17 protein-coding genes, 1 pseudogene and 1 other annotated feature are annotated in these 13,850 nt (G+C 38.0%); of the genes and pseudogenes, 15 read left to right on the top strand and 3 right to left on the bottom strand.

What is annotated here, in order from left to right:
• Positions 1 to 39 precede the first annotated feature (39 nt).
• Both I588_RS15230 and I588_RS15225 read left to right on the top strand, forming a co-directional pair.
• A complete protein-coding gene (locus tag I588_RS15230) occupies positions 40 to 900 on the top strand; it encodes an alpha/beta hydrolase (protein ID WP_010759650.1) in 861 nt (286 codons plus the stop codon).
• Between the two features lie 459 nt (positions 901 to 1,359).
• A complete protein-coding gene (locus tag I588_RS15225; protein WP_010759649.1) occupies positions 1,360 to 2,457 on the top strand; it encodes a lactate oxidase in 1,098 nt (365 codons plus the stop codon).
• 60 nt (positions 2,458 to 2,517) lie between these two features.
• Here I588_RS15225 and sdaAA read toward each other — a convergent pair whose 3' ends face one another.
• Positions 2,518 to 3,417 (bottom strand): L-serine ammonia-lyase, iron-sulfur-dependent, subunit alpha, encoded by a 900-nt coding sequence (gene sdaAA / locus I588_RS15220; RefSeq protein ID WP_010759648.1) that lies wholly within the window; start codon positions 3,415 to 3,417, stop codon positions 2,518 to 2,520.
• Between the two features lie 32 nt (positions 3,418 to 3,449).
• Positions 3,450 to 4,121, bottom strand: a complete 672-nt coding sequence (gene sdaAB, locus I588_RS15215) for an L-serine ammonia-lyase, iron-sulfur-dependent subunit beta (RefSeq protein ID WP_010759647.1) — start codon at positions 4,119 to 4,121, stop codon at positions 3,450 to 3,452.
• Positions 4,122 to 4,406: 285 nt separating this feature from the next.
• Here sdaAB and rplK point away from each other — a divergent pair, with 285 nt between their 5' ends.
• From rplK to I588_RS15190, 5 genes are all read left to right on the top strand, one after another.
• Positions 4,407 to 4,829, top strand: a complete 423-nt coding sequence (gene rplK / locus I588_RS15210) for a 50S ribosomal protein L11 (protein ID WP_010759646.1) — start codon at positions 4,407 to 4,409, stop codon at positions 4,827 to 4,829.
• Positions 4,830 to 4,922: 93 nt separating this feature from the next.
• Entirely contained in the window at positions 4,923 to 5,612 is a 690-nt protein-coding gene (gene rplA, locus I588_RS15205; RefSeq protein WP_010759645.1) for a 50S ribosomal protein L1, read from the top strand.
• Positions 5,613 to 5,663: 51 nt separating this feature from the next.
• Positions 5,664 to 5,790: a sequence feature (ribosomal protein L10 leader region), on the top strand.
• 34 nt (positions 5,791 to 5,824) lie between these two features.
• The gene (gene rplJ / locus I588_RS15200) at positions 5,825 to 6,325 is read left to right on the top strand and encodes a 50S ribosomal protein L10 (RefSeq protein ID WP_010759644.1); all 501 of its coding nucleotides are present in this window, start codon (positions 5,825 to 5,827) and stop codon (positions 6,323 to 6,325) included.
• Positions 6,326 to 6,376: 51 nt separating this feature from the next.
• A complete protein-coding gene (gene rplL / locus I588_RS15195) occupies positions 6,377 to 6,745 on the top strand; it encodes a 50S ribosomal protein L7/L12 (RefSeq protein ID WP_010759643.1) in 369 nt (122 codons plus the stop codon).
• A 225-nt stretch (positions 6,746 to 6,970) separates the two neighbouring features.
• A complete protein-coding gene (locus I588_RS15190) occupies positions 6,971 to 7,372 on the top strand; it encodes an organic hydroperoxide resistance protein (protein WP_010759642.1) in 402 nt (133 codons plus the stop codon).
• Positions 7,373 to 7,540: 168 nt separating this feature from the next.
• On the opposite strand, the gene I588_RS15185 is transcribed toward I588_RS15190, so the two are convergent.
• Positions 7,541 to 8,875, bottom strand: coding sequence for an amino acid permease (locus tag I588_RS15185; protein WP_010759641.1), 1,335 nt, complete (start codon positions 8,873 to 8,875; stop codon positions 7,541 to 7,543).
• A 331-nt stretch (positions 8,876 to 9,206) separates the two neighbouring features.
• On the opposite strand from I588_RS15185, the gene I588_RS15180 reads away from it, so the two are divergent.
• The 8 genes and pseudogenes from I588_RS15180 (at position 9,207) to nusB (ending at position 13,794) form a co-directional block, all read left to right on the top strand.
• Entirely contained in the window at positions 9,207 to 9,455 is a 249-nt protein-coding gene (locus I588_RS15180; protein WP_010759640.1) for a GlsB/YeaQ/YmgE family stress response membrane protein, read from the top strand.
• Between the two features lie 119 nt (positions 9,456 to 9,574).
• A complete protein-coding gene (locus tag I588_RS15175; RefSeq protein ID WP_010759639.1) occupies positions 9,575 to 9,922 on the top strand; it encodes a hypothetical protein in 348 nt (115 codons plus the stop codon).
• Between the two features lie 90 nt (positions 9,923 to 10,012).
• Positions 10,013 to 10,816, top strand: coding sequence for an LCP family protein (locus I588_RS15170; protein WP_248628231.1), 804 nt, complete (start codon positions 10,013 to 10,015; stop codon positions 10,814 to 10,816).
• A 39-nt stretch (positions 10,817 to 10,855) separates the two neighbouring features.
• Positions 10,856 to 11,121: pseudogene (locus tag I588_RS27500) on the top strand (GlsB/YeaQ/YmgE family stress response membrane protein).
• 82 nt (positions 11,122 to 11,203) lie between these two features.
• On the top strand, positions 11,204 to 12,268 hold the full coding sequence (locus tag I588_RS15160) for a M24 family metallopeptidase (RefSeq protein WP_010759637.1): 1,065 nt from the start codon (positions 11,204 to 11,206) through the stop codon (positions 12,266 to 12,268).
• A 77-nt stretch (positions 12,269 to 12,345) separates the two neighbouring features.
• On the top strand, positions 12,346 to 12,903 hold the full coding sequence (gene efp, locus I588_RS15155) for an elongation factor P (RefSeq protein WP_010759636.1): 558 nt from the start codon (positions 12,346 to 12,348) through the stop codon (positions 12,901 to 12,903).
• 14 nt (positions 12,904 to 12,917) lie between these two features.
• Positions 12,918 to 13,343: an Asp23/Gls24 family envelope stress response protein gene (locus tag I588_RS15150; RefSeq protein ID WP_010759635.1), complete on the top strand. Its 426-nt coding sequence runs from the start codon at positions 12,918 to 12,920 to the stop codon at positions 13,341 to 13,343.
• Positions 13,336 to 13,794, top strand: coding sequence for a transcription antitermination factor NusB (nusB, locus tag I588_RS15145; protein ID WP_010759634.1), 459 nt, complete (start codon positions 13,336 to 13,338; stop codon positions 13,792 to 13,794). The genes I588_RS15150 and nusB overlap by 8 nt, the downstream gene beginning before the upstream one ends.
• The last annotated feature ends 56 nt before the right edge of the window (positions 13,795 to 13,850 follow it).

The raw sequence follows: 13,850 nt of genomic DNA, 5'->3' as shown, positions 1-13,850 counted from the left end.
GCATTTGTCTCAGCTTTTTTTATAGGGGGGGAGGTTAATATGAAGAAATATATTGTGAGTATCGTGTTGCTGCTGTGTTTAGTGATTGCGAGCGGCTGTCATTCGAATAATAAAAAAATTCTAACTGAGAGCAGCACAAATCAGACGACAGGATCTTTTGAAACAAGTGATAAAAGTGACGTACCGACACTTTTTATCCATGGATATAGCGGAACAGTTAACTCATTTGGCGGAATGATTAGTCGCTTTGAAAATCAGCAGTTGGCACATAAAGAAATGATCATTACTGTTCAATCAGATGGTACACTTCAGATTGACGGGAAATTAAGTCATGTAAAGAATAATCCAATGATCCAAGTTTTGTTTGCAGACAATAAGAGTAATGAATGGAATCAAACGGAATGGATTTATACTGTGTTAAAGTATCTAAACTCGCAAAATATTGAACAAGTAAATATTGTAGGCCATTCAATGGGTGGTGTTAGTTCTTTCCGATTTTTGACAACTTATGGAGAACCAGAGGATAGTCCCAAAATCGTTAAACTGATAGCAATTGGATCACCGCTTAATGACTTTATTGATACATCTGATCAACAAGACATGGATGATCTTTTATTGAATGGTCCAACACAAAAATCTGATCGTTATAATGACTATGGGAACGGAATAGCTAATATACCAGCAAGTTTACCGATTCTTTTATTAGCTGGGAAATTAGACAGCTCCACATCTAATGATGGAACAGTTCAGCTGACCAGTGCTTTGTCTATCTACTCGTTAGTTAAGAAAAACGGCAATTCAATCAAACAGGTTGTTTTTACTGGACCCGATGCACAGCACAGCCGATTGCATGAGAATAAGGTTGTAGATCAACAAATTAATCAATTTCTATGGAAGTAAAAAACAAAAATCTCGCTGCTTTGATTTTGACTGGTAGTAGAAAAACAAGTATTAAAATGAAGAACTGAAAATTTTAGATGTAAACCCAGAGAGAAACTAGGTTAAATATCCAATTTTCATAGTATTAGTGAATTTTGCTGTGGAGAAGACTAAAGCTCTTATGTAGAAATCAGAAGCGTACTTTGAAAAGTTTGATAGTGCATCCTCCATTTTGGGGTGCACAAGAGTAAAATTTTTTTAAATTGGAGTTCAAATTTAGAAACAAGATAAGCTGAAATTAAGCGATTAACACTTAATTACAAAAACTGGATTTTTATTTAAAAACTAGTAGAAATGACTTAACTTCTGAGAAAACAACTGATGTTATCAAAAGTCTATTCAGTCTCGAGTAAAAATATTTGCTTACGTTTTGTAAGAGATGTATGATGTGGTCGTAATAAAAAGAAAGAAGGAATTACGATGACTTATCAAGCAAGTAATGAAGAACATCCAATTGAGATTGTAAATATAGCTTCCTTAGAGGCGCGTGTGAAAGAACGTATGGAAAAGGGTGCATTTGGATATATTCGTGGCGGTTCTGAAGATGAATGGACGATGAAGGAAAACACGGCTTCTTTCAATAAAAAATCAATCATGCCTAGAGTTTTGCGTGGAATTGATCATGCTGATTTACGTACGAAACTTTGGGATATGGAGCTGAAAACACCAATTATTCAGGCTCCTTCAGCTGCTCAAGGATTGGCTCATGAAAAAGGAGAGTCTGATACAGCCAAGGGTGTAGCAGCTGTGGGTTCAATTTTTTCTATAAGTACTTATGCAAATACAACAATTGAAGACGCTGCAGAAGCTGCTCCTGGAGCACCACAATTTTTCCAATTATATATGAGTAAAGATGATGGATTTAATGAATTCATTTTGGCAAAGGCTGTACAAGCTGGGGCAAAGGCTGTGATTTTAACAGCGGATTCTACATTAGGTGGATATCGTGAGGAAGATATTATCAATCACTTCGAGTTTCCATTACCAATGCCTAATCTAGCTGCTTATAGTGAGAAAGACGCTGCTGGTAATGGAGAAGGAAAAGGTATCGCTGAAATTTATGCTGCCGCTAAACAAGGTTTAGTTCCGGAAGACATAAAGAAAATTAAGGACATAACTAACTTACCAGTGTTTGTGAAAGGAATCCAATCACCTGAAGATGCTGAGGTAGCAATCAGTGCAGGCGCAGATGGTATTTGGATTTCTAATCATGGTGGACGTCAACTAGATGGAGGGCCTGCATCATTTGATGTATTACCTTTAATTGCTGAAGTAGTCAACAAAAGGGTACCAATTGTTTTTGATAGCGGAGTTCGTCGAGGTGAACATGTTTTTAAAGCTTTAGCTAGTGGAGCAGATTTGGTAGCCATTGGACGCCCGGTTATTTATGGATTAAATCTAGGTGGAGCAGAAGGCGTTACTTCGGTATTTGAACATTTAAACAAAGAACTATCTATTACGATGCAGCTAGCTGGTACTAAAACAATTGAAGAAGTAAAAAATACAAAATTGATTTAATTGAAAAAAACCTCTTAAAACGAGTAAGTTTTAAGAGGTTTTTTTCGACTTTCGACGAATTTATACTAATTGTCCTGCCTGCTCATCAGCAGAGGTTTCACCATAAACCTCTCTACTCAAGCGTAAGCCAGTTGGAGTTGTAGCGACACCACCTTCAGCTGTTTCTTTAAAGATAGAAGGCATCGCACGACCAACCTTGTACATTGCTTCTATTACCTCGTCTGGAGGAATCACACTACGAATCCCAGCTAAGGCCATGTCTGCAGAGATAAAAGCTTGGGAAGACCCCATTGCATTTCTTTTAACACAAGGTACTTCAACCAGACCGGCTACAGGGTCGCAAATTAACCCCATCACATTCTTTAAAGTAATGGCAACAGCTTCAGCTGCCATTTGTGGGGTTCCACCATTTGCTGCTACTAGAGCAGCCGCTGCCATAGCACTAGCAGAACCCACCTCAGCTTGACATCCGCCTTCCGCTCCAGAAATGGAAGCACTGTTAGCGATGACTAAGCCGAAAGCTCCAGCTGTAAATAAGAAATCCAACTGTTCAGCGTGTGTTAAATTCAATTTTTCGCGAGCCGCCATTAGAACACCAGCAACTACTCCTGCACTACCAGCAGTAGGGGTTGCACAGATCAGGCCCATTTTTGCATTTACTTCATTGACAGCTACGGCATTGCGGACTGCTTGTAAAATAGTATTTCCGCTTAGAAAATTACCAGAATTAATGTATTGATCCAATCGCTTTGCATCACCACCAGTAATCCCAGTAACGGATTTAACTCCCGCAATTCCTTCATCAATTGAGCTTGACATCACTTCCAAATTTCGTTCCATTAATTCAATAATTTCTTCTCGGCTTCGTCCAGTCAGTTCTTGTTCAGTTGCGACCATTAATTCACCAATACTAGGATAATCTTGTGCTTGTTCCACTAATTCTTTTATCGACAGAAACATACTCTTGCCTCCTTATTATTTACTATTTATAGCTAATCAAAATAGGTTACACTAAGCACATGATCCAAAGATCGTAATTTTTCTTTTGTTGAATCATCTGTTGGCTTATCATCAACCTCTAAAACTAAGATTCCGTTATCGCCTTTTTTCTGACGAGTCATGGTCACTGTGCCAATATTAATTCCAGCATCAGAAATTACCGCAGACACTCGAGCAAGTAACCCGCGTACATCTTCATGCACCACAATAAAAGTAGGGGTGCCCATTGATAAGGAGATGCTGAATCCGTCAAGCTCTGATATTTGGATATTACCGCCACCGATTGAGATACCAGTAACTGACATCTTGTAATTTCCTTTTTTAAGATGCATAGTTACTAAGTTAGGGTGTTTAGCTTTTTCTTTTTTTGGAACAAATAATACTTCGATTCCTTCTTCATGAGCGATTTTTAAAGAATCTGCTAAGCGTGGATCATCTGGATTCATACCCAAAAGTCCCCCAATTAATGCGATGTCTGTTCCATGTCCGCGATAAGTTTTAGCAAAAGATTCATAAAGATCAATCTCAACTGAATCGGGTTTCTCGCCAAAAATCATCCGACATACTTTCCCAATGCGAGCAGCGCCTGCTGTGTGAGAACTGCTTGGCCCAACCATGACAGGACCGATAATATCGAAAACACTGCGATACTTTAAATTTTCCATTATTTTAAGCCTCCTTGAGTGTCTAGTAGAAATGCCTCTTCAATTCGATCATAGTTTAACACAAAGTCACTATATATATAGGAAAATTAGCAATTTGTTTTGTTATTCTAATCGTATATGAAGTGTTTGTGAAGAAAATATTTATTATTAGAAAATTGAAAAGCTCTTGAAATAGTTTAAGACTTTTGCTATCATGTCTTAGTGTGTGTTTTGCACACTGTAACAGTGGGAGGAGAAATCTTTATCTCCAATTAACCACATCACGGACCCAAGGAGGTATGTCTCGTGGCAAAAAAAGTAGAAAAAATCGTTAAATTGCAAATTCCTGCAGGGAAAGCAACACCAGCACCCCCAGTAGGACCTGCACTAGGTCAAGCCGGTATCAACATTATGGGCTTTACAAAAGAATTTAACGCTCGTACCGCAGATCAAGCAGGCTTGATCATTCCCGTAGTGATTTCTGTATACGAAGATCGTTCATTCACCTTCGTTACAAAAACACCACCAGCTGCAGTATTATTGAAAAAAGCAGCGAAAATTGAAAAAGGTTCAGGCGAACCAAATAAAACCAAAGTTGCAAAAGTTACTAGCGACCAAGTAAAAGAAATCGCTGAGTTGAAAATGGAAGACCTAAACGCAGCTGATGTTGAAGCAGCAATGCGCATGGTTGAAGGTACTGCAAGAAGCATGGGAATTACTGTCGAATAATTCCTGAACCTACAGCTTCTCAGTCGTCTCTTGATTGAAAAATCAAAACACGTGGGAGGTTCTACCGTTATAACCACATAAGGAGGAAACAAAATGGCTAAAAAAAGCAAAAAAATGCAAGAAGCATTAAAAAAAGTTGACAGCTCAAAAGCGTATTCTGTTGAAGAAGCAGTAGCTTTGGCTAAAGAAACAAACATCGCAAAATTTGACGCAACTGTTGAAGTTGCTTATAAATTGAGCGTAGACCCTAAAAAGGCAGACCAACAAATCCGTGGAGCAGTAGTTTTGCCAAACGGAACGGGTAAAACACAATCTGTATTAGTATTCGCAAAAGGTGAAAAAGCGAAAGAAGCAGAAGCAGCAGGTGCTGATTTTGTTGGAGATGACGACTTGGTACAAAAAATCCAAGGCGGATGGTTTGACTTTGACGTAGTCGTTGCAACACCTGATATGATGGCAACTGTTGGTAAATTGGGACGCGTATTAGGTCCTAAAGGCTTAATGCCAAACCCTAAGACAGGTACTGTTACTATGGATGTTACTAAAGCGATTGAAGAAGTAAAAGCTGGTAAAGTAACTTATCGTGTAGATAAAGCTGGAAATATCCATGCACCAATTGGAAAAGTTTCTTTTGATGATGCGAAGCTAATTGAAAACTTCAAAACAATCAATGACACTTTATTGAAAGCTAAACCTGCAACAGCTAAAGGTCAATATATCAAAAACATCACAGTGACTACAACATTTGGTCCTGGGATCCACGTTGATCAAGCATCTATCTAAAAAATAATTTAATGATTGACTCGACTACCTAACTTGTGGTAAGGTAGTCGAGGTTAGTAATTAACTGTACCGAAGACAGTAGGTGGCGTAAGCCTTAATTTCCTACCGAGGACATTTATTGAGAACATTCAATAGTCCCTCTATGTCTACGGTGGCATAGGGTATTTTTTTGTAAAAAAACCCTTCCATCAAAATCAGGAGGTGAAATATAAATGAGTGAAGTAGCAATCGCTAAAAAAGCCGCTATCGTTGATGAAGTATCAGAAAAATTCAGCGCAGCAGCTTCAGCCGTTATTGTTGATTATCGTGGTTTAACAGTAGACCAAGTGACTCGTCTACGTAAACAACTACGCGACGCTAATGTTGAAATGAAAGTCATCAAAAACTCTATCCTATCTCGTGCCGCTGAAAAAGCTGGTCTTGAAGGTTTGGGTGAAGTGTTTACTGGACCTACAGCTGTAGCATTTAGTAATGAAGATGTTGTAGCACCAGCTAAAATTATCGATGAGTTTTCTAAGGAAGCTGATGCATTAGAAATCAAAGGCGGGATCATTGAAGGCAAGGTAGCTTCTATCGAAGAAATTACTGCTCTTGCAAAACTTCCAAACCGCGACGGACTTCTATCTATGCTATTATCTGTCCTACAAGCGCCAGTCCGCAACGTGGCTTACGCTGTCAAGGCTGTAGCAGAAAAAGAAGAAGAAGTAGCTTAATCGCTGCGTAAGAACAAAAAATAAAAACATATATTATGGAGGAAATTTAAAATGGCATTGAACATTGAAAACATTGTCGAAGAGCTAAAAGGCGCGACAATCCTAGAATTAAACGACTTAGTTAAAGCTATCGAAGACGAATTTGGCGTAACTGCAGCAGCACCTGTAGCCGCTGCAGGTGCTGCTGCAGGTCCTGCTGCTGAAGAACAAACAGAATTCACTGTTGAATTATCAGCTGTCGGTGATCAAAAAGTTAAAGTTATCAAAGCAGTTCGTGAAGCAACTGGCTTAGGTTTGAAAGAAGCTAAAGCTGTAGTTGATGGCGCTCCTGCACCAGTTAAAGAAGGCGTATCAAAAGAAGAAGCAGAAGAATTAAAAGCTGCTTTAGAAGAAGTTGGCGCTTCAGTAACTGTAAAATAATTTTTCAATGAAGGAACTAATACCTGTAAAATGGTATTGGTTCTTTTTTTATTTATACAACTTGAAGTGACAATTGTGGACAAGCAAAATGAATATTCTTTGAGATTCCTAGAAACTAATTTTTCAATTAATCGAAAAAGTTTCCATAAAACTACATTTTGTAAGCAAGTTCATTGTGTTCCTTAAGGATTGGTTATAGACTAAAACTAGAAAGGAAGATGCTTGATGAAAAAAATGTACGAAACATCTATGATTAATCATGGTGGACGGAACGGTGAAGTAGAAGCGCCCGGCGGAAAAATGCATATGAAAATTGAACCACCGTCAATTCATGCAGAAGGAACCAATCCAGAGCAATTGTTCGCTGCTGGCTATGCTTCTTGTTTTAATGGAGCAGTACAACATATTTTAGAGGAACATCAATTACAATCCGATTCTGAAGTTAAGGCGAGAGTATCACTTTATCAAACTGACGATGGTGGTTTTCAAATCGGGGTTATCTTAGAAGTATCACTTCCTGGTATTGAAGCAGCTCAAGCTGAGACAGTTGTGAAGGAAGCACATGAATTTTGCCCATATTCTAAAGCCACTCGTGGAAATATTGAAGTATCTGTAGAATTAGTTTAAATATAAAGTCTGAGCACTTTCTTACGGAAGGTGCTTATTTGTATTGTTCAAAAAATGCAGGTAGGTCATAGTTTCAAAATGGAGCTTGCTTAAACTTATCCAGATCACTCATAATCAAAGGTCCCACCCACAAATGCTTGTAGTAACATTTGTGGGTGGGACCTTTGATTATGAGTGATCTGCCAATGTATGATAATGCTTTTTCTGGTAGCTTAGAAGGATGATCAAGTAAATACCAGCTGTCATTGCTGTAACGCTGATCGGATTACTCAATAAAATACCAATAAGAATTAAGAATAGTACTAAAATGGCCAGACCACTGAAGAATATCTCAGTCTTAGTCCCTTTCTTCCAAGCCAGTACAAAAGCTGCAAAGGTAATCATCAACCAAGTTAATAAAACCGAATAGGATAATGAACCAACCAAATAATTGAACAGTTTATCACCTAAGAAGTAGGATAGGATAACTCCGATGTACAAGGTTCCTGTACAAAATAATACTGCTCTTTGAGGGACCTGATGCCGATTTAAGACCGCTAGATTTTTGGTAATCGTCTTAGAATCCTTTAAACGAAAGTATAATGTTCGTGAGGAAGCATAAACACCTGAGTTAATAGAAGAAAACAAGGCTAAGACAATGACGAAATTGACAATATCACTGGCAAAAGGAATGTGAAGCTTCTCGAACACTAAAACAAAAGGACTCACGTTACTGTGGGCCAGCATATTCCAAGGATAAATAATCAGCAATAGAAGCATCGGAATAATGTAAAATGAGATAATTCTCCCCATAACTCCTTTAATTGCTTTAGGAATCGCCGTTTTTGGGTCTTCAGTTTCGCTAACCGTTATGGCGATAAGTTCTGAACCGCCATAAGAATAGATAACTACCAATAAAGAGCTTATCAGCCCCTTCAAACCATGTGGTGTAAAACCGCCATGGGCATTCATATTTAGAAATGTTGGCAGAAAACCAGCGCTATGAATTTCTTTGCCAATCAGAAAAAGCCCGAAGATAATTAATAGAACGATAACAGTAATTTTTGCAAAGGCTAGCCAGTATTCTGTTTCGGCAAAAAGCTTTACTGAATATAAATTGATAAACGTAGTTAATATTGCCAAGAAAAAGACAAATAACCAAGCTGGAACATGGGGAAACCATAATTGCAAAAAGCTGGCAGCAGCTACTGCTTCTGCAATAATATTAATCATCCACAATGACCAATACAGCCAATCAATAAAATCTGCCGAACGCTCACCAAGAAAGGGTTCGATAATACCTGAGAGACCGTGAACATTTTCGTTAGCAATCACCAGTCGACCTAATCCGCTCATTACAATAAATAGGACAAGTCCTCCTAATAGGAAGGCCAGCAGAACCGAGGGACCGGCAATACCGATTGCTTCGCCGCTGCCCTTAAACAGTCCAGCACCAATTGCTCCGCCAAGAGCCAGCATCGTAATATGACGTGAAGTCATTTGTTTTTGTAGTTTATTCTCCATAAAAATCCTCTTTTCATCGAATATTCGATAGATTTGAAATATTCTGAAAGTTTAGTCAATAATAACAGACAATCCAAAAAAATCCAGGAGTATGAAATTATTTTTATGAAAATTTCACTGGTCTATTAACGAAAAATCATTCTTTTCAAAAATTATTAAAAAGGTAATGTATTCTGAAATTGTACGGATAAATCTGGGGTGTGCAGGAATAGTTAGAAAACCCATTTTCTCAGTTTTATTTGTAATTCTAAGCATATTCTTGGCGTTATTATAAAAGTGAGAGTAACATGTAAATTGTAATAAGTACTAAGTAGAAGGAGGTTGAAGAACTATGGGTTGGCTATGGACATTGATTGTAGGTGCTATTATTGGTGTGATTGCAGGAGCGATTACTAATCGAGGGGACTCTATGGGCTGGATCGCTAACATTGTAGCTGGTTTAGTTGGTTCTGCTATCGGCCAAGGATTATTAGGATCTTGGGGACCTTCACTTGCTGGAATGGCTATTGTTCCATCAATAATTGGTGCAGTAATTGTTGTAGCGGTAGTTTCTTTTTTTGTTGGTAAAAGTAATACTTGATGGGAAATACTACTTGAATTGAGATAACAAAATCAACCGGCACGCCTTAATCAAGACGGGCCGGATTTTTTTATAAGTATTCAAATAGAGAGTTTTCATAGAAACGGAGGAGAGTCGTAATGATAGAAGAAAATTGGTCAGAAGATTTTGAACAGCGACAAGAAAAGGAAGCTGAACTTGAAAAACGTACGTTGGCTTTTACTGAAAGCTACGAAAGTGGGAACATCACTGAAGAAGAATATCAAGCAAGCCTGCATACAGAGTATGATCATGCTGAACCTGATGTTGACTGGGTACCAATTGAAGATCCTTTAGACCCGAATCATAAGGTTGTCCAGGAGATTGACCAAGAATTATCTCAGGAATTTCAAGAAGAGCTTGAATCAGAAGTGAACAATCCGGGTAATGTAGAAGCTATTGGGGACACACTAGACGTTTCAGACAGTAATCAATCAATTGAAGAATAAGGATTCGATATAAGTCTCAAAAAATGCCAGTGAAATGGTGATTATCTTTTATTTCACTGGTATTTTTTGAGGTAAAATAAAAGAGTATAGGTGGCTGAAAAAAAGACTCTGATCTTTTTTTCAGCCTTTTGTAGGATAGCAATTTTTAGCTTAATTCTTTATACTGAAAAAGTATCACCGAAAGGAAGTGCAGGGATGAATGTCTTATTCATATTTGACGATAGAGAAAAATCCAGCTTTTTTCTTTACAACTTAAAAAAGGGAACAAATCAACTGATCCGTTTCTCACCGGAATTACCTTCTGCTAAAAGCACGTTAGGCTCCCTATATACTCAATTACCTATTGATCAGTTCCTCGTTCTTTTTTCGAGAACCTTCTCATTGGATGTTCGTAAGTATTTAGTATTGACGAAAAGAAACAGTTTAAAAGCAGTCGCAGAAGCAGGCCTAGATAATGATGGGAAAATTCTAATTACTGTTCAAAAAGAATTTATGGCTTTAAAAAAGCGACAGCAGTTCACACCGGGAAAGCATCGTCTTTCACTTGAAGAGCTAGATGCTTATATAAGCTATCAAATAGATGAAGATGGACGCATAGATGTTTTTGAACGCCAAGAGGATATTATCCGTTTGATGAAACAAAAAACAGTTCGGCCAAGACTTACTTCAATTACTCAAAACTATGGAACGGTTAAAGAATTTTCTGGTAATAATTTAAGCTTGAAGGATATGGTTAAAATGGGGACTGGATATTTAGCTAAAGGAAGTGCTCATATGGACAAATTGAATGTTCCTGTGGCAGGATCTTACCAGTTGTCCGGCAACTTTCCTTATGCAATTAGTTCCGTTGATATGAAAAAGAACAAAGCACAATTAGAGCAGATGATCTTTTAAAAGGATGATGCCGAAGTTACAACTGTAATTTTAAAATGAATGAGATTAAATAGGAGGTGGCTTAATTCGCATTGGTTATGGACATTAATTGTTGGAGCAATAATTGGTTCGATCGGAGGCAGTATTGCCGAAAAAGGTGAAAAACGAGGCTGTCTATTTAATATTATTGCAGGACTAATCGGGTCATCGGTTGGACAGGCGCTGCTCAGAGATGGGGCCCAAAAATAGCAGGGATGGCACTCGTTCCCTCAATTTTGGGATCTGTTATTGTAGTAGCAGTAGTATCTTTTTTTGTAAATCGCTAGTTAAACAGGAGCTTTTACTCCTGTTTCTTTTTGTATTTTGTTGGGATTTGTTATAATAGTAAGGGAAATGAGGCGATGGTTTATGTTAGAAAGAATCAACAAATTGAGAGCATTAATGAAGAAAGAAGTACTAGACGGCTACCTAATTATGAGTCCAGAAAATTTGCGTTATCTTACAAATTTCACTGGGAGTGCCGGGGTTGCTATGATAACACCGGTAAGTGCTTATTTTATAACAGATTTTCGGTATGTTGAACAGGCTGCGGATCAGGTATCGGGGATGACAATTATTCAACATCAGGGTGCTATTGGTGAAGTGGTAGCTGATCTAGTAGAAAAAGATCAATTATCTGCGCTTGGATTTGAAGATGATTTTTTGACATTTGCTGATTATTCCGTTTATGAAGAGATCATTCAGGCGGAATTTGCTCCTGCGGGTGGACTGATTGAGAAGTTAAGAGAACAAAAGGATGAATCAGAAATCGCAATCATTGAAAAAGCCTGCAGTATTGCTGATGCTGGATTCGAACACGTTTTAAAGATGATTAGACCAGGTATGACGGAAATCGAAATCGCCAATCAATTGGATTTCTTTATGCGTTCTTTAGGTGCAACAGGGACGTCTTTTGATACAATTGTTGCTTCAGGGGTTCGATCTGCTTTACCACACGGTGTTGCTAGTCAAAAGACTATTGAAAAGGGAGAAATGATTACTTTAGATTTTGGTTGTATCTATCAAGGCTATGTTTCTGACATCACTCGAACCTTTGCTATCGGAGATCCAGGTCAACAGTTGAAAGACGTTTATGCTATCGTTCTAGAAGCACAACTACAAGTGCTCTCACAAGCTCAGGCGGGTGTGACGGGTGCGCAGCTAGATGCCAGTGCTCGCTCAGTAATTACAGATGCTGGCTATGGAGATGCATTTGGTCATTCAACTGGTCATGGTATTGGGTTAGCTATTCATGAGGGACCAAATTTAAGTTGGACTAATGATGAACCGTTACAAGCGGGGAATATAGTTACCAATGAACCAGGAATTTATATTGGTGGATTAGGTGGAGTTCGAATTGAAGATGATTTAGTTATTTTAGAAAATGGCAATCGAGTATTGACTCATTCACCGAAGGATTTAATCATTCTTTAGTAGTGGTAGCATAAGCGCCAAAGAAATGATAAACTATAAACAAATCTCTAGTTGATAGGAATCAAGGAGGAATAATAATGATCTCAGTAAATGATTTTAAAACGGGATTAACCATCGAAGTCGACGGTGATATTTGGCGCGTTGTTGATTTTCAACACGTGAAACCTGGTAAAGGTGCTGCTTTTGTTCGATCCAAATTAAAAAATTTGCGCACTGGCGGTGTTCAAGAAAAAACGTTCCGTGCGGGGGAAAAAGTAGCTAAAGCTCAAATAGATAATCGTAAAATGCAGTATTTGTATGATGATGGTGGAAACTATGTATTTATGGATATGGATAACTATGAACAAATTGAAATTCCTCAAACACAAATAGCAGATGAAATGCTTTATGTGTTAGAAAATACAGAGCTAAATGTTATTATGTATGGAAGTGAAATCTTAGGTGTTGATTTACCTAACACAGTCATTTTAGAAGTTGCGGAAACCGAGCCAAATATTAAGGGGGACACCTCCTCAGGTGGGTCAAAACCGGCAATTATGGAAACAGGATTAACGGTAAATGTTCCATTTTTTGTTAATCAAGGGGATAAACTTGTCGTCAATACACAAGATGGCAGTTATGTTTCACGTGCATAAAGGAGAGAGTTAATATGGCAGATGAAAAAAAATTAGTTTTACGTGAAAATCAAGATCTTGGCGAGATTATTATTGCTCCAGAAGTCATTGAAGTCATTATCGGAATTGCTGCATCAAAAGTAGCAGGAGTCTACGGCATGCGGGGATCATTTGCCAGTAATGTCACAGAACTTTTAGGGAAAGCGGCTCATGGCAAAGGTGTCTATTTAACAAATGATGAGCAAGGCTTAAAAGTAGATATTTACACTTATCTTGAGTATGGTATTTCAGTACCAAAAGTTGCAATGGATATGCAAGAACGAGTGAAACAGCAGGTTTTATTCATGACTGATGTCGCTCTTAGCGAGGTTAATATCCACGTAGTGGGAGTAGTGGCTGAGAAATTAGAACAACCAACACTTGAAGAATTATTTTATGATGAAGAGGGAAATAATGAGTAAAGAGCTATCACGACATGAAATCCGCGAGAAGGCCTTACAAGCCCTTTTTCCATTAGATTTCAATCAAGAGTTAACAAAAAAAGATGCCATTAACCATGCTTTGAGTCTTGATCAGGCGGAATGGGTTAGTGAAGAAGAGGATTCATTTGTACCGAAGTATTTAGATGAATTAGTGGATGGTGTGTTGAATCACAAACCTGAATTAGATCAAATCATCCAAAAGCATTTACGTTCCAATTGGTCAATTCAACGGATTACCAAAATGGATTTGATTATATTGCGATTAGGAATTTACGAAATGATTTACAATCAAAATGTTCCTGATCGTGTTGTACTAAATGAGGCGATAGAATTAGCGAAAACATTTAGTGACGATCAATCGAGAAAATTTGTGAATGGTATTTTATCGAATGTAATGAAAGAGATCAATGAAGCTGGAGAAAATAGCTAAGCTTGCTATTTTTTCCAGCTTCATTTCAAATCATACATCAAGTACAGGAGTGAAAG

The organism is Enterococcus pallens ATCC BAA-351, assembly GCF_000407485.1.
GTDB classification, from domain to species: Bacteria; Bacillota; Bacilli; order Lactobacillales; family Enterococcaceae; genus Enterococcus_A; species Enterococcus_A pallens.
Note: the sequence above shows the minus strand (reverse complement) of the source record. Positions and strands in the feature narration are given on the sequence as shown.

Bases quoted from the DNA above. Each gene is read 5' to 3' on its own strand.
- rplA (WP_010759645.1), top strand. From the start codon at position 4,923: ATGGCTAAAAAAAGCAAAAAAATGCAAGAAGCATTAAAAAAAGTTGAC.
- I588_RS15230 (WP_010759650.1), top strand. From the start codon at position 40: ATGAAGAAATATATTGTGAGTATCGTGTTGCTGCTGTGTTTAGTGATT.
- I588_RS15175 (WP_010759639.1), top strand. From the start codon at position 9,575: ATGATAGAAGAAAATTGGTCAGAAGATTTTGAACAGCGACAAGAAAAG.
- I588_RS15180 (WP_010759640.1), top strand. From the start codon at position 9,207: ATGGGTTGGCTATGGACATTGATTGTAGGTGCTATTATTGGTGTGATT.
- nusB (WP_010759634.1), top strand. From the start codon at position 13,336: ATGAGTAAAGAGCTATCACGACATGAAATCCGCGAGAAGGCCTTACAA.
- sdaAB (WP_010759647.1), bottom strand. From the start codon at position 4,121: ATGGAAAATTTAAAGTATCGCAGTGTTTTCGATATTATCGGTCCTGTC.
- rplJ (WP_010759644.1), top strand. From the start codon at position 5,825: ATGAGTGAAGTAGCAATCGCTAAAAAAGCCGCTATCGTTGATGAAGTA.
- I588_RS15160 (WP_010759637.1), top strand. From the start codon at position 11,204: ATGTTAGAAAGAATCAACAAATTGAGAGCATTAATGAAGAAAGAAGTA.
- rplL (WP_010759643.1), top strand. From the start codon at position 6,377: ATGGCATTGAACATTGAAAACATTGTCGAAGAGCTAAAAGGCGCGACA.
- I588_RS15185 (WP_010759641.1), bottom strand. From the start codon at position 8,875: ATGGAGAATAAACTACAAAAACAAATGACTTCACGTCATATTACGATG.
- sdaAA (WP_010759648.1), bottom strand. From the start codon at position 3,417: ATGTTTCTGTCGATAAAAGAATTAGTGGAACAAGCACAAGATTATCCT.
- efp (WP_010759636.1), top strand. From the start codon at position 12,346: ATGATCTCAGTAAATGATTTTAAAACGGGATTAACCATCGAAGTCGAC.
- I588_RS15150 (WP_010759635.1), top strand. From the start codon at position 12,918: ATGGCAGATGAAAAAAAATTAGTTTTACGTGAAAATCAAGATCTTGGC.
- I588_RS15225 (WP_010759649.1), top strand. From the start codon at position 1,360: ATGACTTATCAAGCAAGTAATGAAGAACATCCAATTGAGATTGTAAAT.
- I588_RS15190 (WP_010759642.1), top strand. From the start codon at position 6,971: ATGAAAAAAATGTACGAAACATCTATGATTAATCATGGTGGACGGAAC.